Origin of the sequence: Labrys neptuniae (genome assembly GCF_040797145.1) — a bacterium.
In the GTDB taxonomy this organism is placed as follows: Bacteria; Pseudomonadota; Alphaproteobacteria; order Rhizobiales; family Labraceae; genus Labrys; species Labrys neptuniae.
In genome coordinates, this window is record NZ_JBFNQD010000007.1 from 18,881 (window position 1) to 43,464 (window position 24,584).

The 24,584-nt window shown below is 64.6% G+C and carries 21 protein-coding genes; 12 read left to right on the top strand and 9 right to left on the bottom strand.

The genetic code is table 11. The features are described from left to right. The first annotated feature begins 91 nt into the window (after positions 1-91). Positions 92-739, top strand: coding sequence for a glutathione S-transferase family protein (locus ABXS05_RS19840; protein WP_311942614.1), 648 nt, complete (start codon positions 92-94; stop codon positions 737-739). Between the two features lie 15 nt (positions 740-754). On the opposite strand, the gene ABXS05_RS19845 is transcribed toward ABXS05_RS19840, so the two are convergent. Next, positions 755-1,669 carry a LysR substrate-binding domain-containing protein gene (locus tag ABXS05_RS19845; protein WP_367625138.1) on the bottom strand — a complete coding sequence of 305 codons (915 nt, stop codon included), beginning with the start codon at positions 1,667-1,669 and terminating at the stop codon, positions 755-757. A gap of 92 nt (positions 1,670-1,761) precedes the next feature. Between ABXS05_RS19845 and ABXS05_RS19850 the strand changes: the two genes are divergently transcribed. Continuing rightward, on the top strand, positions 1,762-2,265 hold the full coding sequence (locus ABXS05_RS19850; RefSeq protein WP_367625139.1) for a DinB family protein: 504 nt from the start codon (positions 1,762-1,764) through the stop codon (positions 2,263-2,265). Between the two features lie 94 nt (positions 2,266-2,359). Here the strand turns inward: ABXS05_RS19850 and ABXS05_RS19855 are convergent, their stop codons facing one another. From ABXS05_RS19855 to hemA, 3 genes are all read right to left on the bottom strand, one after another. Then, positions 2,360-3,217, bottom strand: coding sequence for an alpha/beta fold hydrolase (locus tag ABXS05_RS19855; RefSeq protein WP_367625140.1), 858 nt, complete (start codon positions 3,215-3,217; stop codon positions 2,360-2,362). Between the two features lie 74 nt (positions 3,218-3,291). Further along, positions 3,292-4,326, bottom strand: coding sequence for a glycoside hydrolase family 25 protein (locus tag ABXS05_RS19860; protein WP_311942627.1), 1,035 nt, complete (start codon positions 4,324-4,326; stop codon positions 3,292-3,294). Positions 4,327-4,812: 486 nt separating this feature from the next. Beyond that, positions 4,813-6,039 carry a 5-aminolevulinate synthase gene (hemA, locus tag ABXS05_RS19865; protein ID WP_311942977.1) on the bottom strand — a complete coding sequence of 409 codons (1,227 nt, stop codon included), beginning with the start codon at positions 6,037-6,039 and terminating at the stop codon, positions 4,813-4,815. Positions 6,040-6,516: 477 nt separating this feature from the next. Here hemA and ABXS05_RS19870 point away from each other — a divergent pair, with 477 nt between their 5' ends. The 4 genes from ABXS05_RS19870 (at position 6,517) to ABXS05_RS19885 (ending at position 11,718) form a co-directional block, all read left to right on the top strand. Next, positions 6,517-7,395 (top strand): DMT family transporter, encoded by an 879-nt coding sequence (locus ABXS05_RS19870; RefSeq protein ID WP_367625141.1) that lies wholly within the window; start codon positions 6,517-6,519, stop codon positions 7,393-7,395. Positions 7,396-7,603: 208 nt separating this feature from the next. After that, positions 7,604-7,891: a co-chaperone GroES gene (gene groES, locus ABXS05_RS19875; protein WP_311942632.1), complete on the top strand. Its 288-nt coding sequence runs from the start codon at positions 7,604-7,606 to the stop codon at positions 7,889-7,891. A gap of 42 nt (positions 7,892-7,933) precedes the next feature. Next, positions 7,934-9,574 carry a chaperonin GroEL gene (gene groL, locus ABXS05_RS19880; RefSeq protein ID WP_311942635.1) on the top strand — a complete coding sequence of 547 codons (1,641 nt, stop codon included), beginning with the start codon at positions 7,934-7,936 and terminating at the stop codon, positions 9,572-9,574. 299 nt (positions 9,575-9,873) lie between these two features. Then, a complete protein-coding gene (locus tag ABXS05_RS19885) occupies positions 9,874-11,718 on the top strand; it encodes a monovalent cation:proton antiporter-2 (CPA2) family protein (protein ID WP_311942637.1) in 1,845 nt (614 codons plus the stop codon). A gap of 145 nt (positions 11,719-11,863) precedes the next feature. Here ABXS05_RS19885 and ABXS05_RS19890 read toward each other — a convergent pair whose 3' ends face one another. Beyond that, positions 11,864-12,277 (bottom strand): nuclear transport factor 2 family protein, encoded by a 414-nt coding sequence (locus ABXS05_RS19890; protein WP_367625142.1) that lies wholly within the window; start codon positions 12,275-12,277, stop codon positions 11,864-11,866. 198 nt (positions 12,278-12,475) lie between these two features. Between ABXS05_RS19890 and ABXS05_RS19895 the strand changes: the two genes are divergently transcribed. From ABXS05_RS19895 to ABXS05_RS19910, 4 genes are all read left to right on the top strand, one after another. Then, complete coding sequence (locus ABXS05_RS19895) at positions 12,476-13,675, top strand: amidohydrolase family protein (protein ID WP_367625143.1); 1,200 nt, start codon at positions 12,476-12,478, stop codon at positions 13,673-13,675. A 273-nt stretch (positions 13,676-13,948) separates the two neighbouring features. Then, the gene (locus ABXS05_RS19900; RefSeq protein WP_367625144.1) at positions 13,949-14,896 is read left to right on the top strand and encodes a choline ABC transporter substrate-binding protein; all 948 of its coding nucleotides are present in this window, start codon (positions 13,949-13,951) and stop codon (positions 14,894-14,896) included. 116 nt (positions 14,897-15,012) lie between these two features. Continuing rightward, positions 15,013-15,843, top strand: a complete 831-nt coding sequence (locus tag ABXS05_RS19905) for an FAD binding domain-containing protein (protein WP_367625145.1) — start codon at positions 15,013-15,015, stop codon at positions 15,841-15,843. A gap of 10 nt (positions 15,844-15,853) precedes the next feature. After that, complete coding sequence (locus ABXS05_RS19910) at positions 15,854-18,607, top strand: molybdopterin-dependent oxidoreductase (RefSeq protein WP_367625146.1); 2,754 nt, start codon at positions 15,854-15,856, stop codon at positions 18,605-18,607. A 107-nt stretch (positions 18,608-18,714) separates the two neighbouring features. Here the strand turns inward: ABXS05_RS19910 and ABXS05_RS19915 are convergent, their stop codons facing one another. Next, the gene (locus tag ABXS05_RS19915) at positions 18,715-19,917 is read right to left on the bottom strand and encodes a D-alanine--D-alanine ligase (RefSeq protein ID WP_367625147.1); all 1,203 of its coding nucleotides are present in this window, start codon (positions 19,915-19,917) and stop codon (positions 18,715-18,717) included. 370 nt (positions 19,918-20,287) lie between these two features. Between ABXS05_RS19915 and ABXS05_RS19920 the strand changes: the two genes are divergently transcribed. Next, the gene (locus ABXS05_RS19920) at positions 20,288-20,974 is read left to right on the top strand and encodes a Crp/Fnr family transcriptional regulator (RefSeq protein ID WP_367625148.1); all 687 of its coding nucleotides are present in this window, start codon (positions 20,288-20,290) and stop codon (positions 20,972-20,974) included. Positions 20,975-21,004: 30 nt separating this feature from the next. Here the strand turns inward: ABXS05_RS19920 and ABXS05_RS19925 are convergent, their stop codons facing one another. The 3 genes from ABXS05_RS19925 to ABXS05_RS19935 all read right to left on the bottom strand — a co-directional run bounded on the left by ABXS05_RS19925 (position 21,005) and on the right by ABXS05_RS19935 (position 23,786). Then, complete coding sequence (locus ABXS05_RS19925) at positions 21,005-21,631, bottom strand: hypothetical protein (protein ID WP_367625149.1); 627 nt, start codon at positions 21,629-21,631, stop codon at positions 21,005-21,007. Then, entirely contained in the window at positions 21,628-21,945 is a 318-nt protein-coding gene (locus ABXS05_RS19930) for a c-type cytochrome (RefSeq protein WP_367625150.1), read from the bottom strand. The genes ABXS05_RS19925 and ABXS05_RS19930 overlap by 4 nt, the downstream gene beginning before the upstream one ends. A 143-nt stretch (positions 21,946-22,088) precedes the next feature. Then, positions 22,089-23,786 carry a thiamine pyrophosphate-binding protein gene (locus ABXS05_RS19935; protein ID WP_367625151.1) on the bottom strand — a complete coding sequence of 566 codons (1,698 nt, stop codon included), beginning with the start codon at positions 23,784-23,786 and terminating at the stop codon, positions 22,089-22,091. Positions 23,787-23,964: 178 nt separating this feature from the next. Here ABXS05_RS19935 and ABXS05_RS19940 point away from each other — a divergent pair, with 178 nt between their 5' ends. Further along, positions 23,965-24,405, top strand: a complete 441-nt coding sequence (locus tag ABXS05_RS19940; protein ID WP_367625152.1) for a DUF2948 family protein — start codon at positions 23,965-23,967, stop codon at positions 24,403-24,405. The last annotated feature ends 179 nt before the right edge of the window (positions 24,406-24,584 follow it).

Sequence of the window (24,584 nt, forward strand, 5' to 3'; positions counted from 1 at the left end):
GTAAAAACAGAGAGTTGGATCCGGCTTGCAATCGAATGACGGGGCGCGACCATGCCGGTTCGCGCCCTTTTGACATCAAGGGCTGCCCGGCATGCTGAAGATCTGGGGACGCCGAAATTCCTTCAACGTCCAGAAGGTGATGTGGCTGGTCGGCGAACTCGGCATCGCCCATGACCATATTCCTGCGGGCGGCGATTTCGGCGGCCTCGATACACCCGAATTCCTGGCGCTCAACCCCCATGGCCGGGTGCCGGTCATTGACGATGCCGGCGTCATCGTGTGGGAATCGCACACGATCCTGCGCTACCTCGCCGCCCGCTTCGGCGCCGGGCGTTTCTGGCCTGACGATGCCGGCGAGCGCTCCCAATTCGAACGCTGGATGGACTGGTCGCAGACGGCGCTGCAGCCTGCCTTCCTCTCCGACGTGTTCTGGGGCTTCTACCGCACGCCGGAAGCCCAAAGGGACTGGCCGCGCATCCGTCGCGGCATCGAATGCTGCAGCACCCATTTCCTCCTGCTCGATCGCTGGCTGGAAGGCAGATGCCATATGCTGGGCGACGATCTCAGCCTGGCAGACATCGCCGTCGGCACCGCGCTCTATCGCTATTTCAACCTCGATATTTCGCGTCCTCACATTCCCAATGTGCAGGCGTGGTACGAGCGTCTCATGGCGCGCACGCCATATCGGCAGCATGTGATGATTCCGTTCGACGATCTACGGGGCCGTCTCGCCTATTGAGAGGTACCGATTGCCCTATCGCTCGGGCTGAAGCATCTCGCCGAGGTGCTCCTTCAGATAAGCATCGAACTCGCTGGCAAAGCGCTCCGCCACCTCGAGACGCACCTGGCTTGCCGAGCGGATCATCTGGAAACCGGCATCGATGAAAATGCTGAAGGGGCGAAAGACGATGCCCCGCCCCGCGAACTCACTCGCCGATGCCGGATCGACCAAGACGATGCCCGCACCTTCGACCACCAAGGTGAGGGCCGTGTAGGAGAGCCTTGTTTCAAGCGCGGCAAGGCGCGGCACGCCGGCCAGCGCCAATTCAACCCGCATCGCAAACAATGTGCCGGGATCCAGGTTGATGACGCGTTCGCCGGCAAGATCGCCGGGTGCGATGACGGTCTTGCCGGCCAGAGGGTGGCGCGCCGGCAGCGCGACAAGCGCGGCGGCAGGATAGGCCTCGACGAGGAAGCCGCTCCTGTCCAGCGGTTCATCCGCATAGCCGATATCGGCCTGGCCGATAGCCACCGCCTCGATGACCATGGCGGAAGGCAGCGTATCCAGGGACACGTTCAGGCCCGGCTTATCGCGCAGGAAGCGGGCCAGGAAGCGCGGCAGCAGTCCATTGCCCAGAGCGGGCATGGCAGCAATCCGCAAGGTTCCGGCCGAATGCCGCCCGATCTCCTGGGCGAGCAAAGCGATCCGGTCCAGGCCGACGAAGGAGCGTTCCACCTCTCGCATCAGATCGATCGCCGCACGGGTCGGCCTGATCTGATTGCTCCTGCGCTCGAACAATGTGAGACCGGTGGCGCGCTCCAGATCGGCGATCAGGCGACTGACGGCCGGCTGCGTCACCGACATCAGCTCCGCCGCCAGGGTCATCCGGCCGGTGCGCATGACCGCCCTGAAGGCCTCGACCTGTCTCAGATTGATCGGAAGAGCCATAACATCTGCTTATTCGCGAGCCCGGAATTCGAATTTGCGCGAATACAGCGGCGATGCAAGTCTGCGTCAACCGAGCAAGATGGAGAGAGCGCATGGGCGCCCAGTCGCTTCTGACTTCGCTGTATGGCTACAAGGCCTGGGCCGACGATCTCCTGCTGGATGCGATGATCGAGCTGGAGCGCGCCGGCCCGCCCTCTGATTTCGGCCCTGCGCTGCGCATTCTCAATCACGCTCACATCGTCGATCGCATCTTCATGGCGCATCTTCAGGGGTTCAGCCATGGCTATGACAACAACGAGCCAAACAATCTGCCGTCGCTGCAGCCTCTCTCCGCAGATATTCGCCGGACGGACAGAGCCTATATCGACTATGTCGCCGGCCTGTCGGCGGAGGAGTTGCAGGCACCCATTCGTTTCAGGTTTACGGACGGACAGCCCGGACGCATGTCACGCGAGGAAATGCTGGCGCATGTCGTCACGCATGGCGGCTATCACCGCGGCGAGATCGGCCGCCTGCTGCCGCAGATCGCGCGGGCTGCCTCGGTGGACGTTTTCGCGGGTTACCTTCACCGGTTCGATCCGGACCGTCGAACCTAGCGGGGAGTCGGCGCATTCCCCCGATCACGACGATCGATCGACATTCCGTCTCCTCGCCCATGGATAGTCGGCGTCGGGCCTTGCCAGCCCGTGCTCATTTGCCGTCGAGGAAACCCAGCAGCGCCGCATTGAACAAGGCCGGATCCTGCAGGAAGGCGAAATGGCTGGCATTGGGCAGGATCAGAAGGCCGGCGCCGGGAATGGTGGCGGCGATATATTCGGTATGCTCGCGCTTGATCGCCTCGTCATGATCGCCATCGACCACCAGCACCGGTGTCTTGATCGCCTTGAGCTGCACATCGGTCCAGCTTGGCTGTGTCGCCCACATCTGGCTGATCTGCCCGACAAAGGCCTCATACTCCTTCGGTGTTGGCGACAGCTTGGCATATTCCTTGCCGGCCCGTTCGATATAGGCGGCGAAGGTTGGATTCTTGTCGACTCCGTCCTTGACGCCTGACGTCACGGTGTTGGCCGCAAAGGCGAAGACCTTGTTGACACGATCGGGATGGCGGATGGCCAGATCGATACCGAGAATGGCACCGTCACTCCAACCGACGATGTCGGCTTGTCTGATCTTGAGCTTGTCGAGCAGGGCGACGACGTCGTCGGCCATCAGATCATAGCCGTAGGGCTTGGTGTCCCGGCTCGAGCGGCCATGGCCGCGGCTGTCGACGAGGATCACCTTATGACGGCGTGCCAGGGCCTTGGCCTGCAGGCCCCAATAGTCGGAATTGCCGAGGCCGCCATGCAGCAGCACGACCGGCGCTCCCTTGCCGAGGGTCGCGTAATAAAGCTTGATGCCGTTGATGTCGGCAAAGCTGCCTTTGGCGACGGGCGCCGGCGTCGGCGGCAGCGTCTCCCAGCGCTCAGCCGCCAGGACCGCGCCGAGCGAGGCGAAAACCAGGAAGCAGGCGGAAAAGGCGGCGAGGATGATGCGCATTGGAAGATCCATCGACTCGAAATCCGATCGAGTCGACGATTCATCATTTGGGCACCGGCGTCAAAGTCTATTGAAATTGTTAGCTATTATCGCGACGCATACCGATCCTGGCCTGCACCACCCCCGTCCGCATTCATCCCGAGCCAGCGATACCAGGCCTCGGCGCTGCCATTGAAGACGTTGAGGTCGATCTTCTCGCCCACGCCCTGCGAAAGGCCCGAGCCTGAATATTGCCAGAACACCCACTTTCTGCCCTCGAACACCTGGGAAGGATGGCGGGCGACGGAGCGCAGCCAGAACGGGTAATCGAGAAAAGCCCCTTCCAGATTGTCGTGGTAGAAGCCGGGCGCCGTGTAGATGATAGGCCTTTGGCCGTAATGTCTTTCGACAATGGTCAGGAAGGCCTGCATGTTATCGCGGATGTTGCTGGGCGAAGGTCGCCGCTTGCAGGCCGAATCCGCGTTCCATTCGACATCGAGCACCGGCGGCAGCGCTCCCGGGATGCGCGGCACGTTACGGATGAACCAGCGTGCCTGCTCGGCGCCGCTGCGGCACCAATAGAAGAAGTGATAGGCGCCGCGACGCAGGCCCGCCTCATGCGCGCCGCGCCAATTGCGCTTGAATAGGGGATCGAGATGGTCGCCACCGTCGGTGGCCTTGATGAAGACGAAGTTGGCGCCCTGCTGGCGCAAAGTCTGCCAGTCGATGTCGCCCTGCCAACGTGAGACGTCGACGCCATGGACCGCAAAGGCGCGCGGCGAAGCCCTGCCGAAATTGATCGGCTTGGCATCCCGGAAGCGGCGGCCATAGATGCGCTCGCGCGGACCCGACCTGACCATCGGCGCCGCCATGACCGCCGCCACCGGCTCGGCGGGTAACGCGACTGGCCGCAGTGGCGGCTTGGAAATCGGCGGCGGCACCATGGCTACCGTGTCCGGCGGCACGCCCTCGGGCAGAGGCTGCTGGATCGGTTCCGGCTCCGGCGGTGCCGGAATGGAGGAAGCGACCGAGCCCGTGGTCTCCGGCGGCCGGATGGGCCGGTCAGGATCGCCGCTGATGGCACTGCAACTCGCAAGAGCGAGACAGGCGACGAGAATGGCTGGCAGGCCCAGTACGCGCATGGATACTCACGTCAACAAATGCCGGAACGATCGGCCCCAGTCCCCCCGGAAGCCGTAACGAAACGTTTGTGCGTAAATCGCCAACAAAGATTGAATCAAAAGGCAGAGCCGTTGATTTCGGGCCACAAGGCGCGCCATTCCCGAAATATGGTAACTTTTCGGCTAGCAATCATGGTTACCGCTGCGGCCTGTTTTGGGGCCTGTCCCGTCTCGGCCCATGCCGCCGTCGCAAGCGCCACCACGCGCCCGCAACACGCCGGCGTGCTTCACGCGGTTCGCATGACGAGAAGCCGAATTTCGGAGACAACGCATTTCACTTGAGGAAGAAACGCTCCGATTTGTCATTGCCGGGCGTGACCCGGCAATCCAGCCCTCGCGGCCGGTTGCGCGTGCGGCTTCTGGATAGCCGGGTCAAGCCCGGCTATGACATGGTCGTGCGAACTCGAAGACGCCTCGGCGAACTGCAATTGCGTACCGGAGGCCGGCTTATTCCGCGGCGGCCCGCAGCCGGAAGGGCAGGTCGAGCTTGCGCCACACCGCCACCAGCGCCTTCGTCAGTTCGGCGATCAAGGCTTCGTCATGGAAAGGCGTCGGCGTGATGCGCAGGCGCTCGGTGCCGCGTGGCACGGTGGGGTAGTTGATCGGCTGGATATAGATGCCGTGCTCGGCGAGCAGCATGTCACTGGCGGCCTTGCAGCGTTCGGCATCGCCGACGATCACCGGCACGATATGGGTTTGCGAGATCGTCACCGGCAAGCCGGCATCCGCAAGCGCCGCCTTGGTGCGGGCCGCATTGGCCTGCTGGGCCGCGCGCTCGCTCTGCGAGGTCTTGAGGTGGCGGACCGAGGCCTGGGCCGCCGCCGCCACCGCCGGCGGCAGCGCCGAGGTGAAGATGAAGCCCGGCGCATGCGAGCGCACGGCATCGACGATGGGTGTGTTGGCGGCGATATAGCCGCCCAGCGTGCCGAAAGCCTTGGCGAGCGTGCCTTCGATCACGTCGACGCGTGCCATCTCGCCGTCACGCTCGGCGATGCCGCCGCCCCGCGCGCCATACATGCCGACGGCATGGACTTCGTCGAGATAGGTCATGGCGTTGTAGCGTTCGGCCAGATCGCAGATCCGCCCGATCGGCGCGATGTCGCCATCCATGGAATAGACGCTCTCGAAGGCGATCAGCTTGGGACGCTCCTTGCCGGCCTTGCGCAGGAGCTCCTCGAGATGATCGAGATCGTTGTGGCGGAAGATCACCTTCTCGCGGCCCGATTGCCGCACACCCTCGATCATCGAATTGTGGTTGAGCTGGTCGGACAGGATCAGGCCGTCGGGCAGCAGCTTGCCGATGGTGGAGATGCCGGTCTGGTTGGACACATAGCCGGAGGTGAAGACGAGGGCCGCCGGCTTGCCGTGGAGATCGGCAAGCTCCTGCTCCAACATCACCACCTGATGGCTGTTGCCCGAGATGTTGCGCGTGCCACCGGCGCCGACGCCGAGCTGCTGGGCGGCTTCCACCATCGCCGCGATCGAGGCGGGATGCTGGCCCATGCCGAGATAATCGTTCGAGCACCACACCACGATCTCGCGCGGACCATCGGGCGCATGCCAGAGGGCATGGGGAAAGCGCCCCGCGATCCGTTCGATGTCGGCGAAGACACGATAGCGCTTCTCGCGCCGGAGAGCGTCGACAGCCGTTTCGAAAATCGCAGTATAGTTCATCATTTCAACCCAAACTCGCCTTCGGCCGGCCCTGGCCGGCGATGGTCAATATCCGGCGACACCGGCCCCGAGAGACCGTTGCTCGCTTCGAATTCTTCCAATCTGGATCAGTCATAACCCGGATTTCGGGCCGATGCACCATGATGGACAGTAAAGACGGCGATTGGTCGCGGGTCCCTGCGCTTTCGCACGCAACGCAACCTCACGACGCAAAACTAAGGCAAAGGTGCCCGGCCGTCTTCCTCCGATTGCTGGAAAGTGCTTCCGGCAGGAGTGCGAACGGGTCGAGGACAAAGAAATATTTTCGACGCCCGATGGACGATTCACCCCCATCCTTATTAATGAAAGGAAACAAGATTTCCTGATACACAGCGGCTACCCCGTGTTCCTCCCCGATATCGAGACCCGTGAAGCCCGCGAGAGGGATGGCGCCGCCGGGCCCAGCGCCCCGGCAAAACTCCGAGGGCCGGTGCGGCCATGAGGAACGAGGCTTCGCTGCGTCCCATCCTGATGTCGGGACTGGGGGTGACCTTCCTGGCCTTTCTCGACACCGGCATGAAGGTGATCTCGACCACCTATCCCCTCATGCAGGCCATCACCATGCGCTATGGCGCCGGGGCCGTGATCGCCTTGGTGATCTATCTCCTCTTCGCCAAGGGCTGGCCGAGTCCGGCCGCCTTCAGGCGCAACGCCCTGCGCGCCGTGGTGGTGCTGGCGACGGCGGCCTGCTTCTTCACGGCAATTTCGCGGCTGCCGCTGGTCGAGGCGATCACCCTCACCTTCCTCGCCCCGTTGCTGATGGCACTGCTGGGGCGCATCATCCTGAAGGAGCCGATCGCCGTGCGGGCGCTGGTCGCCATCCTGGTCGGCTTTGCCGGCGTGCTGGTGATCGCCCGTGGCCAGGAGGCCAGCCAGGCCCATGCCTTCGACGTGATCGGCCTGTTGGCGGCACTCGGCTGCGCCTTCTTCTATGCCCTGTCGATGGTGCTGATGCGCCAGCAGTCGAGCCAGGATTCGACCCTGACCATCGTGATGCTCTCCAATTGTTTCGCCTTCCTGTTCGTATTGCCGGCCGGGCTGTGGCAATGGCAACCGGTCACGCTCGAGCATTGGGCGATCACGGCCACGGTGGGCCTGTTCGGCACATTCGGGCATCTGTGTCTCGCCTGGGCCTATGCGCGTGGCCATGCCGCGCGGCTCGGCATCATGGAATATACCGCCTTCGTCTGGGCGATGATCTTCGGCTATTATCTCTTCGCCGAAGTGCCGACGAACTGGACGCTCGCGGGCGCTACGCTGATCATGGCAGCCTGTCTCTTCGCCACCTTCAGCGCTCCGCGGGCCCGCCCGGCCTGAGGACCGGCCGGGATTCGTCCCCCGTCCCATTCACCAAATTCACTTTGGTCGAAATTGTTTGCAGGGGCGCTCCTTGACAGTCCGCAGGGGGCTGACTAAATCCCGGTCAGTCGTTAGCACTCACCATTGCTGAGTGCTAACGGTCTATCATAAAATCCCTTCGATGTGGACCAAGGGGCCCCGCCCCTCGCACAAGAGGAAGACAACCATGAAGTTCCGTCCGCTCCACGACCGCGTGGTCGTCCAGCGCGTCGATGCCGAAGAAAAGACCAAGGGCGGCATCATCATCCCCGACACTGCCAAGGAAAAGCCCCAGGAGGGCAAGGTCATCGCCGTCGGCCCGGGTGGCCGCGACGAAGCCGGCAAGCTCACCCCCCTCGATGTCAAGGCTGGTGATCGCGTCCTGTTCGGCAAGTGGTCCGGCACCGAGATCAAGCTCGATGGTGAGGATTACCTCATCATGAAGGAATCCGACATCATGGGTATCGTTGCCTAATCGGCAGCTACCATTCTCCCCATTCATTCTGAGGACACCCACATGGCTGCCAAGGAAGTCAAATTCTCTACCGACGCGCGCGACAAGATGCTGCGCGGCGTCGACATTCTCGCCAATGCCGTCAAGGTCACGCTGGGCCCGAAGGGCCGCAATGTCGTGATCGAGAAGTCGTTCGGCGCGCCCCGCATCACCAAGGACGGCGTTACCGTCGCCAAGGAAATCGAACTTGCCGACAAGTTCGAGAACATGGGCGCCCAGATGGTGCGTGAGGTCGCTTCCAAGACCAACGACACCGCCGGTGACGGCACCACCACCGCTACGGTTCTCGCCCAGGCCATCGTTCGCGAAGGCGCCAAGGCGGTTGCCGCCGGCATGAACCCGATGGACCTCAAGCGCGGTATCGACCTGGCTGTCCAGGCTGCCGTCAAGGACATCGCCGACCGTTCCAAGAAGGTCGCGAACTCCTCCGAGATCGCCCAGGTCGGCACCATCTCGGCCAATGGCGACGCCTTCATCGGCGGCGAAATCGCCAAGGCCATGCAGAAGGTCGGCAATGAAGGCGTGATCACGGTCGAAGAGGCCAAGAGCCTCGACACCGAAGTCGACATCGTCGAAGGCATGCAGTTCGACCGCGGCTACCTGTCGCCCTACTTCATCACCAATGCCGAGAAGATGATCGCGGACCTCGAGGATCCCTACATCCTCATCCACGAGAAGAAGCTCTCGGGCCTTCAGGCCATGCTGCCGGTGCTCGAAGCCGTCGTGCAGACCGGCAAGCCCCTGCTCATCGTCGCTGAAGACGTCGAAGGCGAAGCCCTCGCCACCCTCGTCGTCAACAAGCTGCGTGGCGGCCTGAAGATCGCTGCCGTCAAGGCTCCGGGCTTCGGCGATCGCCGCAAGGCCATGCTGGAAGACATCGCCATCCTCACGGGCGGCCAGGTGATCTCCGACGACCTCGGCATCAAGCTCGAGACCGTGACCCTCCAGATGCTCGGCCGCGCCAAGAAGGTGTCGATCGAGAAGGAGAAGACCACGATCGTCGACGGCGCCGGCAAGAAGAAGGACATCGAAGGCCGCGTCTCCCAGATCAAGGCTCAGATCGAAGAGACCACCTCCGACTACGACCGCGAGAAGCTCCAGGAGCGTCTGGCCAAGCTCGCCGGCGGCGTTGCCGTCATCCGCGTCGGTGGTTCCACCGAAGTGGAAGTCAAGGAGAAGAAGGATCGCGTTGACGACGCTCTGAACGCCACCCGCGCGGCCGTTCAGGAAGGCATCGTCCCCGGCGGCGGCACGGCTCTGCTCCGCGCCAAGGCTGCGGTCGCCAAGCTCTCCTCCGACAACTCGGACATCCGCGCCGGCATCAAGATCGTCGAGAAGGCTCTCGAAGCCCCGATCCGGCAGATCTGCGAGAACTCGGGCGTCGAAGGCTCGATCGTCGTCGGCAAGATCCTCGAGAACAAGTCGAAGACCTTCGGTTTCGACGCGCAGAACGAGGAATATGTCGACCTGCTCGAGAAGGGCATCGTCGATCCGGCCAAGGTCGTGCGCACCGCGTTGCAGGACGCCGCTTCGGTGGCTTCGCTCCTGATCACCACGGAAGCGATGATCGGCGAAGCGCCGAAGGACAAGGCCGCTGCGGCTCCGGCAATGCCGGGCGGTGGCATGGGCGGCATGGACTTCTAAGAAGTCCCTTCGCCCAAAAGCGAAACATGCTCACGTCCGGCATGCCGGACTTGAGGGGCGGCATGGACTTCTAAGTCCGGTCTCCTCGTGAGAATCTCGAAGGGCGGTGCGCAAGCGCCGCCCTTTTTGTTTGCCTGGATCATGCTTGTCGAAGGGCGCCCTTGAACCGGGCCGCCGGAGCAATAAATCTGGAAGACGCCCGTCTCTTTCCGCGGTCTCCCAGCCCGGCCATTCGCGTTCTCGAGTGCCTGGCGTCCCAAGGGAATTGACCTCGCCGCTCTCCAATTGCATGAAGGCTCATGGAACATTCCAACGCCAGTTTTCTCCCCAGCCTTCTGCTTTTCCTCGGCGCCGCCGTCGTCGCGGTTCCCATCTTCAAGCGCATCGGCTTCGGCGCTATCCTCGGTTACCTGATCGCCGGCTTGGCGATCGGCCCTTCCGGCTTCGCGCTGTTCACCGATACCGTCACCATCCAGCATATCGGCGAGATCGGCATCGTCCTCCTGCTCTTCGTCATCGGGCTCGAGCTGCAGCTCTCGCGCCTGCTGGCGATGCGCAAGGATATTTTCGGCCTCGGCGGCCTGCAGCTCGTGGTCTGCGCCCTGGTGATCGGCGGCATCGCCCATGCACTCGGCCTGTCGGTGATGGGGGCGGCACTCACCGGAATTGCCCTTGCCCTCTCCGCCACCGCCATCGCCCTGCAGGTCCTGGGCGAGCGCGGCGAATTGCAGGCGCCCTATGGCCAGCGCAGCTTCGCGGTCCTGCTGTTCCAGGACATGTCGGTGGTGCCGATCCTGGCCTTGATCCCGCTTTTTGCTGTCGAAGCTACCCATGCGGCCAGTGAGGGCGGCGGCTGGACCCGCACCGGCATCATGATCGGCTCGATCGCCGTGGTGGTGCTGGCGGGGCGTTATCTGCTCAACCCGCTGTTCCGCATCCTCGCCACCACCGACGCCCGCGAGGTGATGACGGCCGCCGCCCTGCTTTTGGTGCTCGGCACTGCCCTCCTGATGCAGTGGGCCGGCATGTCGATGGCCCTTGGCGCCTTCCTCGCCGGCGTGCTGCTGGCCGAATCGAATTTCCGCCACGAGCTCGAGGCCGATATCGAGCCCTTCCGCGGGCTGCTGCTCGGCCTGTTCTTCATGAGCGTTGGCATGGACATCAATGGCGCCCTGGTGCTGCAGCACTGGCTGGCCCTGGTGGTGGCCGCCCTCGGCCTCATCCTGGTCAAGTCCGTCTCGGTCGCCGCCGTCTTCCGCCTCACCGGCTCCACCAAGCTCGATGCCATCCGCTCCGGCATCCTGCTCTCGCCGGCCGGCGAATTCGCTTTCGTGCTGATCCCGCTCGGACTGTCCTACGGCTTCCTCCAGGGCGAGCAGGCCGGTTTCGTCAAGGCATTGGCGGCCTTCACCATGCTGTTCGGCCCCTTGATCGCGGCCGGCTCCGAGCGACTGCTCACCCGCTTCGCCCCGGCCGAGTTGACCCGGGAGGAAGATTATTCCGACGCGCACGGCAAGGCTCTGGTCATCGGCTTCGGCCGCTTCGGCCAGGTCGTCTCGCAGGTCCTGCGCACCGCCGACATCGAGACGACCATCATCGACAAGGATGTCGAGATGATCGACGTCGCCGCCCGCTTCGGTGCCAAGGTCTATTTCGGTGATGGCGGCCGGCTGGACGTGCTGCGCGCGGCCGGTGCCGGCGAGGCCCGCGTGATCTGCGTTGCGATCGACGACCGCGCCACGGCGGTGAAGATCGTCGAGATGGTCAAGGCCGAGTTTCCGCTCACCGAGGTCTATTCCCGCGCCTATGACCGCCAGCACGTGCTGGCGCTGCTGAGTGCCGGCGTCGATTTCCATATGCGCGAGACCTATGAGAGCGCCCTCGCCTTCGGACGATCGACCCTGGAAGCCCTCGGTGTCGACAATGTCGAGGCCGAGGAGATCATCGAGGATGTGCGCGATCGCGACGCAAGGCGCATCGTGGCGCAGCAGCAGGGTGGCATCTATGCCGGCATGGACCTGGTCAATTCCAAGCGCCTGATGAAGCCCGAGCCGCTGGAGCGTCCCGACACCGTCGGCGTCACCCTGAACAAGGAAGCCATCGACGCAGCCGAGGAGGCGAAGGAAGACGAAGAGACCGGCTGACGCAGCTTCATCGCGCTAGAGTATGGTGCCGAAAGGTGGGTACCGGCTTTCGGCGAAGACGATGCATCAACAATCAATGACAGCGTCGTGACCGAGTCGGAGATCGGGCACGATGCCGTAGCCTGACGCCCATCGAAGCGCACAGTCAGGCGGCCAAGCCCATTGCCTTGGCCGCCATATGGGTATCGCAGAATTGCAGGAACTGCTTGATCCTGCCGTCGGCGATCTCCAACAGGTCCAGCGTCTCCGTATCGAAGCGCTGCCCGGTCGGCACGAACAGCATGGTGCCCTTGGCGTGGACGGCGATGCGATCGCCATCCACCAGGATGGCGTCGATCCGATAGTCCTTCCAGTCCCAGGCCTCCACCAATCGGCGCATCGCCTGCCGCAAATTGTCCTGCCCGTGGACCTCGGTCGTCAGGACACCCAGCACCTCATCGCCAGCGAGCCGGAAGCTCGGATCCGACCCGAAACATTGCATGATGCCGTCCAAATCGCCGGCACTGCGCCGCTCATAGGCCCGGCGCACCAGCTCTTCCACGCTTGCCCGATCGCTCATGACGTTTCCCTCCAGCCGCATCGCACCGCGCTGGCGAAGCCCGACGAGGCGGATACCGCTAGAATACGCCTGCGCCGGCATCGGCCAAAGCGGCACTTTCGGTGGTGGGCGATCGACAGGCCCGTCGCCCCATGGGCCCTTGAGCTGCTCAAAATTGTTTGTAGACTAACGATCTCAAACCATCGGGAGGAGCACAGCATGGCGCATGAGGAAGCTAGGGACGGCGGGGCCAATGACAAGCTCGTCATTCGCAATATCGGCCTCATCTTGAGCGGCGACATCGCCAATCCTATCCTCGACGCCGATACCATCGTAGCGGTCGGCGGACGCATCGCCGCCATCGGCCGGGAGAAGGATATCGACCTTTCCGGTGCCACCCGCGTGATCGACGCCTCCGGCACCGCCGTCACCCCGGGCCTGATCGACAGCCATGTCCATCCCGTCGCCGGCGACTGGACGCCGCGGCAGAACCAGCTGGGCTGGATCGAATCCAACCTCCATGGCGGCGTCACCACCATGATCTCGGCCGGCGAGGTGCACACACCTGGGCGCCCCCGGGATGTCGTCGGTCTCAAGGCGATGGCGATCTACGCCCAGCGCACCTTCTCCGCCTTCCGGCCCAGCGGCGTGAAGATCCATGCCGGCGCACCGGTGATCGAACCCGACATGGTGGAGGACGATTTCAGGGAACTCGCCGCCGCCGGCGTCAAGCTGCTCGGCGAGGTCGGTCTCGGCGGCGTCAAGGACGGCCCCACCGCACGCAAGATGGTGGGCTGGGCCCGCAAATATGGCATCCAGTCGACTATCCATACCGGCGGCCCCTCGATTCCGGGCTCCGGCCTGATCGACAAGGACGTCGTGCTGGAAGCCGACACCGACGTCGTCGGCCACATCAATGGCGGCCATACCGCCCTCCCCCTCGACCAGATCCGCTGCATCTGCGAGGGCTGCGGCCGTGGCCTCGAACTGGTGCATAACGGCAATGAGCGGGCCGCCCTTTACACGCTGCGCACCGCGCGCGAGATGAACCAGCTCGAACGCGTCATCCTCGGCACGGACGCGCCGGCCGGATCGGGCGTGCAGCCGCTCGGCATCCTGCGCATGGTCTCGATGCTGTCCTCGCTCGGCGACGTGCCGGCCGAGATCGCCCTGTGCTTTGCCACCGGCAACACCGCCCGCATGCGCTCGCTCGACTGCGGATTGATCGAAGTGGGCCGGGCTGCGGATTTCGTGCTGATGGACAAGGCCCAGCATTCGGCGGGCAAGGACCTTCTGGACAGCATCCAGCTCGGCGACCTGCCTGGCATCGGCATGACGGTCATCGATGGCGTGGTGCGCACCCAACGCAGCCGCAACACGCCGCCGGCGACGAAGATGCCGGTGATCGTCGGGCCCTGAGGGTCCGCGTCGCGCGCCGGCGGACGACCGAGGACCCTGTCACCGCCAGGAGGCACCAGTGATACGGCCCGCCTTAGGGTAACAGCGGCGCATCCGCATCAACAAGGGTGCCCGCAGTCACATAGGCGGTACGCAGGTACTGTGCTTGGCTGGAGGCCCGCGCGCCCTCGATGCCTGTATCCCCTTGCATCCCTGTTCCGGGGTCCCAGCGTGCCGTGTTCGCGCAGCGGATCAAGGACAGGAGAGAGCCTCATCGGCTCCAGGAGGGGTAAAATGAAGCATATCGGCACCATATTCGCCATGGCCGCGCTGCTGGTGGGCGCGGCGGGACCCGCCCTCGCGGCCGATCCGGAAAATTGCAGGGCGGTGCGGTTTTCCGATGTCGGCTGGACCGACATCACCTCGACCACCGCCATCGCCTCGGTCATGCTCAAGGGACTGGGCTATAGGCCCGAGACGACCGTGCTCTCCATTCCGGTCACCTATGCCTCGATGAAGGCCAAGGATATCGACGTCTACCTCGGCGACTGGCAACCGAGCATGGAGAACGACCGTAAGCCCTATCTGGAAGACAAGTCGATCGCGGTCATCGGCGCCAATCTGCCGGTGGGTGCGAAATACACCCTCGCCGTACCCGAATACACCTATGCCAAGGGACTGCACGACTTCGCCGACATCGCCAAGTTCCGGGACAGCCTGCAAGGCAAGATCTACGGCATCGAACCCGGCAACAACGGCAATCGCCTGGTGCAAGGCCTGATCGACGCGAACAAGAACGGCCTGAAGGGCTTCCAGGTCGTCGAATCCTCGGAGCAGGGCATGCTGGCCCAGCTCCAGGGTGCCGTTGCCCGCCAGGACGACATGGTCTTCCTGGCCTGGGCGCCGCATCCCATGAACGTCAACTTCAAGATCCGCTATCTTACCGGCGGCGACGACACCTTCGGGCCGGACTATGGCAAGGCCGTCGTCAACACCAATGTGCGGGCTGGCTGGGCCGAACAATGCCCGAATGCAGCCCGCTTCATCGCCAATCTGAAATTCACTGTGGAGCTGGAAAACCAGATGATGCAGATGATCACAGGCGACGGCTTGGACGGCCCGGCGGCGGCGGAAAGATACCTCAAGGGCAATCCCGGCGTGCTGGAAACCTGGCTCGCGGGAGTCACGACCTTCGATGGGCAGCCCGGCTTGCCGGTGATCCGCAAAAGCCTTGGCCTGTAAGGCCTGACCTCGGCGGGCGGGCGTCTTGCACCCGCCCTCTCAACCTTCACTTGACAGACTCCGGGACCTCGATAATTTATTAGTACACTAACAATTTCTCACTCCGCGAGGTGGGGATGTATCTGCGTCCCAGAACGGTGGACGAAGCCTGCGAGGCCCTCGCAGTTGAGCCGATGCGCATTCTCGCCGGCGGCACCGACATCTTCCCTGGCCTGGGCGACAAGCCCCTGACCGGCGCCGTGCTCGACCTGTCCGCCATTGAAGGGCTGTCGGGCATCGAATTCGGTGTCGACCTCATCCGCATCGGCGCCCGTACGACCTGGTCGGCCATCGCCAGGGCTGCATTGCCGCCGGCTTTGCATGCCTTGCAGCAGGCCGCCCGCGAGATCGGCGCCATCCAGATCCAGAATGCGGGAACCATAGCCGGCAATCTGTGCAATGCCTCGCCCGCCGCCGATGGCGTGCCGCCTCTGCTCGCCCTCGATGCGCGCGTGGAACTACGCTCGGCAAAGGGCACGCGCGAGCTGGCCCTGGCCGATTTCATCACGGGCTATCGCAGAACCGCCCGGCGCCCCGACGAATTGGTGAGTGCAGTCCTGGTGCCGCGCAGCATCGAGGCCGGCCGTTCGGCCTTCCTGAAGCTCGGGGCCCGCAAATATCTGGTCATCTCGATTGCGATGGTGGCCGTCATCATCGCTTGCGACGATGAAGGTAGAATCGTCGAGGCGCGTATCGCGGTCGGCGCCTGTTCGGAGGTCGCCCGACGCCTCACCGCTCTGGAGACGGCGCTCGTCGGCACGAAAGCGGGGCCTGGCCTCGGCGCGATGATCGAACCCGAGCATCTCGCGGGCCTTGCGCCGATCGACGACGTCAGGGCCAGTGCCGAGTATCGGCGCGATGCGGTAAGAACCTTGATTGCCCGAACGCTCGATGCGACCTTGCAATAGGGAGGGGTGGATGGACCAGAGGCTGCCCGGCTTCATGCTGAATGGCGAAACCGCCACCGTCGCGGCGGCGCCCGGCACCCGCCTGAGCCAGGTCCTGCGCGAAGGCTTCGGGCTGACGGGTACCAAGGTCGGCTGCGATGCCGGCGACTGCGGGGCCTGCACGGTCCTGCTCGACGGCGAGGCGGCCTGTTCCTGCCTGGTTGCCGCGGCGCAGATCGAGGGGCGCCGGGTCGACACCATCGAGGGGCTCACCCGCAGCAACCCTCTCACCGGGGCCTTGCAGGCCTCCTTCCTGCGGCACGGCGCGGCGCAGTGCGGCATCTGCACGCCCGCCATGCTCACGGCCGCCACGGCCTTGCTGCAGAGTGGAACCGAGGTGACGGAAGACAGCGTCGCCGATGCTCTCGGCGGCGTCCTCTGCCGCTGCACCGGCTATCGCAAGATCATCGCCGCCGTGCTGGCTGTGGCTGAAGGCCCTGCAACCGCCCTGCCTTCCAACCCCGAAAGCCCGGTCGGCTCGCGTATCGATCGTCTCGATGGCGCGGCCAAGGTGGAAGGGCGCGACATTTTCGGTGCCGACGAGACACCGCACGATGTCCTGGCCCTGCGTGCCATACGCAGCCCGCACCATCGGGCCGCCTTCGAGATCGGCAACGTCGACGCTTTCCTCGCCGCGCATCCCGGAATCGTCAGGGTCTTCACCGCCCGCGACGTGCCGGGCCGCAATTGCTACGGCGTCATTCCGGCCTTTGCCGATCAGCCGGTGTTCGCCAGTGGCGAAACCCGTTTCCGCGGCGAGGCAATTGCTGCCGTGGTGGGCGAGCCGGAAGCCATCCGGGCCCTCGACCTCTCGGCCTTCCCGGTCGACTGGACCCCGCTCACGGCCCTTACGGCCATGGACGAGGCCCTCGCCTCGGCTGAGCTCCTCCATTCCGCCCGCCCCGAGAACGTCCTGACCCGAGGCCGCGTCGTGCGTGGCGATGCAGAAGCCGCGTTGGCTGCCGCGGATGCGGTGGTGGAGGGTGAGTTCGAGACCGGCTTCGTCGAGCATGCCTATATCGAGCCGGAGGCAGGCTTTGCCCGCCGCGTGGCGGACCGCATCGAGGTCCAGGCCTGCACCCAGGCGCCCTATATGGATCGCGACGACGTCGCGGGCCTGCTCGGCATCCCGCCGGAGAATGTGCGCATCATCCCGACCGCCGTGGGCGGTGGCTTCGGCTCCAAGCTCGACCTGTCGATCCAGCCTTTCATCGCCGTCGCCGCCTGGCATCTCGACCGCCCCGTCCGCATGGTCTATTCGCGCTCGGAATCGATCTCGACCACCACCAAGCGGCATCCGGCCCGGATGAAGCTGCGGATCGGTGCCTCCAGGGACGGCAAGCTGGCCGCCATGGATTTTTCCGGCGACTTCAACACCGGCGCCTACTCCTCCTGGGGCCCGACGGTGGCCAATCGCGTGCCGGTGCACGCCTCCGGCCCTTACTACATCCCGCATTATCGCGCCCTCGCCCGTGCCGTACACACCCATCTGGTGCCGGCGGGCGCCTTTCGCGGCTTTGGCGTGCCGCAATCCTCGATCGCCCAGGAACAGCTCTATGACGCGCTTGCCGACAAGCTCGGCATCGACAGGCTGGAATTCCGCATTCTCAACGCCCTCACCAACGACCTGCCGACCGTGACGGGCCAGGTGCTCGGCAAGGGCGTCGGCATCAAGACGTGCCTCGAGGCCTTGCGAGATCCCTGGCGGCGAGCACGCGAGGAAGCCGCCGCCTTCAATGGCAGCCAGCGCGGTTTCCTGCGACGCGGAGTGGGTGTTGCCGGCATGTGGTATGGCTGCGGCAACACTTCCCTGCCCAATCCGTCCACCATCCGGCTCGGGCTCAAGTCCGATGGGCGCGTGGCGCTGCACCAGGGCGCGGTCGATATCGGCCAGGGTTCCAATACGGTAATCACCCAGATCTGCGCACAGGCGCTCGGCGCCCCGGTGGAGGCCTTCGACCTCGTCTCCGCCGACACCGACCTGTCGCCCGATTGCGGCAAGACCTCGGCCTCGCGCCAGACCTTCGTCACCGGCAAGGCGGCCGAACTCGCCGGGCGGGACCTGCGCGCGCAGATCCTGCGCCAGACCAATGCCGGCGAAACGGCCACCATCCGCTTCGGCGATGCCGTGCTGACGGTGGAGGACGGCGAAAGAGTGCGCACGCTCAGGCTGGCGGACCTGCCGGCCAACGATCTCGGCTATGCTCTTGCGACCGAACAGACCTTCGATCCGCCGACCAGCCCCCTCGACGCGGACGGCCAGGGCGAGCCCTACGCCCTCTACGGCTTCGGCGCCCATATGGCCGAAATCGAGGTCGATTGCGAGCTCGGCACCATCAAGGTCCTGAAGATCACCGCCACGCATGACGTCGGCCGCGCCATCAATCCCACCTTGGTGGAAGGCCAGATCGAAGGCGGCGTCGCCCAGGGCCTCGGCCTTGCCCTGATGGAGGAGTTCTATCCCGGCCGCGGCGAGAACCTGCACGATTATCTCATTCCCACCATCGGCGACGTGCCGCCGGTGGAGACGATCCTGATCGAGGACGCCTCGCCCGTCGGCCCGTTCGGCGCCAAGGGCGTCGGCGAGCAGGCCCTCATTCCCACCGCGCCGGCCATCCTCAACGCGCTGCATGACGCGGCCGGGATCAGGCTGCGCCGGGTGCCGGCGACGCCGGACCGGGTCCGGGCCGCGATTTTGGAGCACCGAGATTTGGACCGGCCCTGAAGCAGGATTTCCCGGGTGCGCGGGCATCTTGCCCGCTCTTGGAAACACCGTGCTTGCAGGGGAGGAAGAAGCGGACGGGACGTCCGCGCACCCGGGAACGCGTCAAATCACCGCTTGAACAGGCGAGCATCCGTCGGCGTAGGGTCACTCGGCAGCTGGGCCGCGCGGTGGCAGGCCTTGGCCTCCTCGATGAGCTGGTCGAGCAAGGCTGTGAACAGCACCGGCTTGGCCGCGGCCTCCCAGAGGAAATAGCCGAAGGAACCCGGGCAGGGATTGACCTCGTTGAGCCAGACTTCCCCGGTCCGTTCATTGGACAGGAAGTCGATCCGCGGCGCGCCAGTGCCGTTCACGGCATCGAAGGCCTCGCTCGCCCATTGCCGGATGGTGTTCTCCATGGCGGCCGGCAGTTCGGGATTGATGTCGCGCGTCAGCGACAGCATGCCCTGGCTCGAGGCGCCCGGCTGCTTGCCGCCGCCGGTCTTCTTGGAGCCGCCGGACATGTATTTGGTCTTGAAATCGAGCAGGTCGGTCTCGCGCTTGGGACGCTCGATGGCCGAGGTGACGATCTCGCCCTTCTCCCGGCGCACCGCGACGTTGTATTCGACCAGATTCTCGACGAAAGGCTCGATGATCGCGTGGGTGTCGAACTTGAAGATGCCGGGCAGCACCTGGCGCACAGTGTCGACGTCCTCGGCCCGGGCGACACCGATCGAGGAGCCCAGATGCGCCGGCTTGACGATCACAGGGAAGCTGATGTTCTTGAGAGAGGCTTCGAGGCCCGCCTTGTCGGGCACCAGGCCGGTCGCGGGGCGCGAGACCACCACGTCGGGCAGCATGCCGATACCGCGCCCGGCAAAGGCCCGCTTGGTGATGGCCTTGTCCATCAGGACGGCCGAAGCCAGGGTGCGCGCGCCAGTATAGGGCACGTTGGCCGTCTCGAACACGCCCTGCATCTGGCCGTCCTCGCCGATATTGCCATGGAAGGCGAGCAGGGCGACGTCGAACTCGATCGGCACGGGCTTCTTGGCGAAAAGTCCCGTCTTGCCGCGCGGAATCAGCAGCCCCTTGCCGGCCGACAAATCGAGGTCGACCCGCGTCAGCGCGCGCCGGGCCTCTTCGTCCGGAATGTAATTGGCACGGTTGCGCAGGGCATCGCCGGTGAACCAGGCACCATCCCCCGCGACATAGACGGGAAAACCTTCATATTTCGAGCTGTCGAGCGCGTTGAGCGCCTGCAGGCCTGAAACGATGGAGACGTCATGCTCCGGCGAGCGCCCACCGAACAGTACCGCGACGCGCGTTTTCGACATTGTGTTTCCTCATAGCGTTTTGCGATTTGGGTGAACCACCACGAATCGCAAAGACGCGTTCGAACCAAAGAGAGGGAGCAAAAGTGCATTTCCGCTTAAACGCGCTTTGCTCCGGAAATTGAACCGAATCGTTGGCTCGAAAATAAGATGCCGCACGCGGCGAGGCAAATTGGGATCCTGTTGCCGTTCCATGGAAATTCCGTGGCCATGTCGGCGGTAACGGGATCTTGGATGCGCGGGCTTGCCACGAAGCGCGCCATGAAGCACTTTGCGCGGCGATGGAGGCCCGCCACGATCGAATTCCGGTCGTGACATTCATGGAATGAACGCGCTTGCTCTACGGCTCGGCAGACGCTTCAGCGGAGGAACGATGTCGAATACCCTGTCCCAGATTCCATTGTTCCAGGCGTTGGACGAAGCCACGATCAAGGCCTTCGACGGCCGGGTGCGTTGGGCCAAGTTCGAGGAGAACGAGCTGGTCGTCGACTATGACGACAATTCCAACGACGTCTATTTCCTGATCTCCGGCAAGGTGCGCGTGCTCTACCGCACCATTACCGGCAAGGAAGTGATCCTGGCCGAGCTCGGCGGCGGCCAGTTCTTCGGGGAATTGTCGGCCATCGACGGCGTCGGGCGCTCGGCCAATGTGACCGCGCTCAACCGTTCGCAGATGTGCATCATCTCCGGCCCGGTGTTCATGGAGCTGCTCACCGAGAACGCCTCTGTCTGCAAGCAGATCCTGCAGCTGCTCGCCAGCCGCGTGCGCGCGCTCAACACCAAGCTCGCCGAGCACTCCTTCCTGCAGACCAAGCACCGGCTCTATGCCGAGCTCATCCGCCTGTCCCAGCCCCGCGCAAGCCATCCCGGACAGCGCGTGCTCTCACCGCCGCCCTTCCACCACGACCTCGCCGCCCGCATCGGCTGCCGCCGCGAGGCCGTCTCCCGCGAGCTTTCGGCCCTGGAGAAGGAAGGCCTGGTCAGCAAAACACGCGGGGCTCTCGCGCTGGTCAACCCGGAGGAGCTCAACAAGCGGATTTCGGCAGCGCTGGCGGACTGACCGGGGGGCGGGTCTTCAGACCCGCCTTGCTCATTCGGTGAACACGGCGATTCCAGGCGGGTCTGAAGACCCGCCCCCCGTGGGGTGCCACCTGGGCCTGAAGCCGTTGCGGAGCGCTGCGACACTCGCCGGCGGCGTCAATATCCGTGCTGGCCGATCCTGCCATTGGGCCTCTTCCCAGCCCTCGGGAGACCAACGCAACACTTTGCCTTCGCGACGTGTGAAGGCGTCTTCGCCATCGGCCCAGACGGCGCCGTCTGGGAGGTTCGCGGTGTCGTCAATCCGATGTTCGCCAAGGCGCTCGGCGTGCAGGATCTCATCCATGTGATCGGCGCCGGCCCCGGGCTCGGGAAAGGCGGCCTGGTAGGCTAGCGCATCGGCGCGGCGGCATTCGAAGCAGGGGCGATGGCCAGCCGCCAGGGCCGTGACCTCGTCCAGGAAAAACAGATGCGTGTAGCCGGGACCCATGACCTCCCGCCAACGCCCCTTGAAAGAGAGCTCGCAGCAGATCCAGCGCCTGGAGGTCCAGCGCCGGCGCGTCAGGCGCTTGGTCTCGTCATGAATGCGACCGCCGCGAATGCCCATCATCGTGCCGCGCGCCGTGATGGCGACGATCTTGCCGAACGGCGTGACACGATTCTGAAGCGGGCGGCTCATGGCTTGGCGTTCCCTTCGGCATCGAAGGTCGCGAGATAGGCGATGACATCATCCACCGTCGCCTCGTCGCGGATGCCGGCGAAGGTCATCTTGGTACCGGGAACGGCGGCGGAAGGACGGGTGAGGAAGAGGCGCAGGGACGCTTCGTCCCAGGTCTTGCCCGAGGCCTTCATCGCTTGCGAATAGACATAGTCCGGCGCGGAGGCCGCCGGCCGGCCGACGATGCCGTTGAGTTGCGGCCCCACGACGTTCTTGGCGCCTTCGCCGACCCGGTGGCAGGCCGCGCAGCGGGCAAAACCGGCCTTGCCCTTCACGGCATCGCCGGCGAAGGCAGGCGATGCCAGAAGGAGAAGGGCGAGGGTCGCTGGGATCGCAGGCTTCCAGCCTGCTCTTGAAAATACCGAGCCTGCAGAGAGGGAAGAGCAGGCTGGAAGCCTGCGATCCCAGGAAGATATCGTCATTTCGCCAGCGCCTGCTCGCGGATCCGGGTGATCGTGGTCATCGGCGTGATCGCTTCCGGGTCCATGCGGCAATGCAGGATGGCCGGCTTGCCGGACGCCAGCGCCCGCTCGAAGGCCGGCCCGAACTCGGCGGCCGTCGTCACCGTCTCGCCATGCCCGCCAAAGGCGACGGCATAGGCGGCGAAATCCGGGTTCTTGAGCTTCGTCGCCGAAATGCGCCCCGGAAATTCACGTTCCTGATGCATGCGGATGGTGCCGTACATGCCGTTGTCGACCACGACGACGATGATCGGCAGGTCGTACTGCACGGCGGTGGCGAATTCCTGGCCGTTCATCATGAAGCAGCCGTCACCGGCGAAGCAGACCACGGTCTTCGAACGGTCGAGTGCCTTGGCGGCCACGGCAGCCGGCATGCCATAGCCCATCGAGCCCGATGTCGGCGCGAGCTGCGTACCATAGCGGCGGAAGCGCAGATAGCGCTGCACCCAGATGGCGTAGTTGCCGGCGCCGTTGCAGATCACAGCGTCCTCGGGCAAGCGGTCGCGCAGCCAGAGCAGGGCCTCGCCATACTGGAAGGTGCCGGGGATCGGCTTGGGCTCGTCGGTCCAGTCATGGAAGTCCCGATTCGCCTGGCGCGTCTCGGCCGACCAGGGCAGGCTGCCGGACGGCTGCAGACCGTCGAGGGCCGAGGCGAAGGCCTGAGCCGTGGCGTGGATCGCAAGGGTGGGCTGATAGACCCGCCCCAGTTCCTCGGCACCGGCATGGATGTGGACGAGTTTCTGGCGCGGGGTGGGAATGTCCACCAGCGAATAGGAGGAGGACGGCATTTCAGAAAGACGCCCGCCCGCCAGGATCAGGAGGTCGGCCTCCTTGATGCGCTGGGCCAGCTTGGGATTGGGCCCGATGCCAACATCGCCGGCATAATTGGGATGGTCGGCCGGAAACAGCATCTGGCGCCGGAACGAGGTGCCGACAGGCAGGTCGAAACGCTCGGCGAAACGAACCAGGCTCGTCACCGCCTCATCAGACCAGCCCGAGCCGCCGACGATCAGCAGGGGCTTCCTGGCCTCGCCCAGCAGAGCTTCGAGGCGGGCCATCTCATCGCGGCCCGGCCAGGTCTGCGCCGGCTCGACATAGGCGGCATCGGCAACCGTGGCCGTTTCGACCAGCATGTCCTCCGGCAAGGCGACCACCACCGGCCCCGGACGGCCCTGCATGGCGACGCGGAAAGCGCGGGTCACCAGTTCGGGAATGCGTTCTGCCTTGTCGATCTCCACCACCCATTTGGCCATCGAGCCGAAGAAAGCCTTGTAGTCGACCTCCTGGAAAGCCTCGCGCTCGCGCATGCCGGTCTCGATCTGGCCGATGAAGAGAATCATCGGCGTGGAATCCTGCATGGCGATATGGACGCCATGAGAGGCATTGGTAGCGCCGGGCCCGCGCGTGACCATGCAGATGCCGGGCCGACCCGTGAGCTTGCCGACGGCTTCGGCCATCATCGCCGCGCCGCCTTCCTGGCGGCAGACAGTGACGTTGATCGGGGCATCATGCAGGGCATCGAGCACGGCAAGATAGGATTCGCCCGGCACGCAGAAGACCTGTTCGACGCCCTGCGCCACCAGCGCATCGACGATCAGGCGGCCACCATTGCGCGAAACTGACTCGGATTTGGGCTCTGTTTGGGACACCGGCATGGGCATTGGCACTCTCGGATGGGTCGCCTCTGTCATACGCCGAGGATCCGCTTGGTGGAACCGCCATTCTTCCGGGCAGCCTCGGCATCTTGCCATCGGCACCGGCGTCCTTGCGAAAGGCGCGCCTTGGAACCGTCGATCCCCGCGACCTCTTGCCGCGCAGCTTGCGGGACATTACATGCAGCTCATGTTGTCGCCCGAACCCCTCAAGTTGCTTGCTTTCGATGGAGAGGACCTGGAGGTCATCTCCACCCATCTGCAGGATGCGGCCGTCGCGCCGGCAGAGATTGCCTGGTTGCCGCGTGAGAAGCGCTTCGCCCTGGTGATGGATCGCTATGACTGGTGCGGCGCCCAGAGCGGCGAACGCACGAGGCGCCGCTCGGGCCTGCATTTCGAGCGGGTTCTCGGGGTCAAGCACTCGCATTTCGAGCAGAACGCCAGCCAGAAGGCGGTGTTGCTGTCGATCTCCTTCGAGGTGAGCGACGATCCGGCGGGACTGGTGACGCTTTATTTCGAGGGTGGCAGTGCCATTCGCCTCGAAGTGGAGTGCCTGGAAGCAGCGATGTCCGATCTCGGCCCGGCCTGGCCCTGCGGCTCCCCGCCACCCGCCCGGGTGTGAAGCTGGAGATCGCCACCGCATTGCATTCTCCCTTCAGCGCAAGTACTCACGCTTGCGCTGCCCCTCACCTTACCTCTCCCCGTAGGGACGGGGCGAGGGGACTTCAACGTCGAGTTCAATTCAAGAAGCTTTCATCTCGCCAGACGGTTGGGCGAGATGAAAGCTTTGAGAATCAGGCA

Excerpts from the sequence above, each read along its gene's own strand:
- ABXS05_RS19920 (WP_367625148.1), top strand. The coding sequence starts at position 20,288 with ATGTCGAATACCCTGTCCCAGATTCCATTGTTCCAGGCGTTGGACGAA.
- ABXS05_RS19915 (WP_367625147.1), bottom strand. The coding sequence starts at position 19,917 with ATGTCGAAAACGCGCGTCGCGGTACTGTTCGGTGGGCGCTCGCCGGAG.
- ABXS05_RS19870 (WP_367625141.1), top strand. The coding sequence starts at position 6,517 with ATGAGGAACGAGGCTTCGCTGCGTCCCATCCTGATGTCGGGACTGGGG.
- ABXS05_RS19905 (WP_367625145.1), top strand. The coding sequence starts at position 15,013 with ATGTATCTGCGTCCCAGAACGGTGGACGAAGCCTGCGAGGCCCTCGCA.
- ABXS05_RS19840 (WP_311942614.1), top strand. The coding sequence starts at position 92 with ATGCTGAAGATCTGGGGACGCCGAAATTCCTTCAACGTCCAGAAGGTG.
- ABXS05_RS19935 (WP_367625151.1), bottom strand. The coding sequence starts at position 23,786 with ATGCCGGTGTCCCAAACAGAGCCCAAATCCGAGTCAGTTTCGCGCAAT.
- ABXS05_RS19910 (WP_367625146.1), top strand. The coding sequence starts at position 15,854 with ATGGACCAGAGGCTGCCCGGCTTCATGCTGAATGGCGAAACCGCCACC.
- ABXS05_RS19890 (WP_367625142.1), bottom strand. The coding sequence starts at position 12,277 with ATGAGCGATCGGGCAAGCGTGGAAGAGCTGGTGCGCCGGGCCTATGAG.
- ABXS05_RS19940 (WP_367625152.1), top strand. The coding sequence starts at position 23,965 with ATGCAGCTCATGTTGTCGCCCGAACCCCTCAAGTTGCTTGCTTTCGAT.
- ABXS05_RS19860 (WP_311942627.1), bottom strand. The coding sequence starts at position 4,326 with ATGCGCGTACTGGGCCTGCCAGCCATTCTCGTCGCCTGTCTCGCTCTT.
- groES (WP_311942632.1), top strand. The coding sequence starts at position 7,604 with ATGAAGTTCCGTCCGCTCCACGACCGCGTGGTCGTCCAGCGCGTCGAT.
- ABXS05_RS19885 (WP_311942637.1), top strand. The coding sequence starts at position 9,874 with ATGGAACATTCCAACGCCAGTTTTCTCCCCAGCCTTCTGCTTTTCCTC.
- ABXS05_RS19850 (WP_367625139.1), top strand. The coding sequence starts at position 1,762 with ATGGGCGCCCAGTCGCTTCTGACTTCGCTGTATGGCTACAAGGCCTGG.
- hemA (WP_311942977.1), bottom strand. The coding sequence starts at position 6,039 with ATGAACTATACTGCGATTTTCGAAACGGCTGTCGACGCTCTCCGGCGC.
- ABXS05_RS19900 (WP_367625144.1), top strand. The coding sequence starts at position 13,949 with ATGAAGCATATCGGCACCATATTCGCCATGGCCGCGCTGCTGGTGGGC.
- ABXS05_RS19845 (WP_367625138.1), bottom strand. The coding sequence starts at position 1,669 with ATGGCTCTTCCGATCAATCTGAGACAGGTCGAGGCCTTCAGGGCGGTC.
- ABXS05_RS19895 (WP_367625143.1), top strand. The coding sequence starts at position 12,476 with ATGGCGCATGAGGAAGCTAGGGACGGCGGGGCCAATGACAAGCTCGTC.
- ABXS05_RS19855 (WP_367625140.1), bottom strand. The coding sequence starts at position 3,217 with ATGGATCTTCCAATGCGCATCATCCTCGCCGCCTTTTCCGCCTGCTTC.
- ABXS05_RS19925 (WP_367625149.1), bottom strand. The coding sequence starts at position 21,631 with ATGAGCCGCCCGCTTCAGAATCGTGTCACGCCGTTCGGCAAGATCGTC.
- groL (WP_311942635.1), top strand. The coding sequence starts at position 7,934 with ATGGCTGCCAAGGAAGTCAAATTCTCTACCGACGCGCGCGACAAGATG.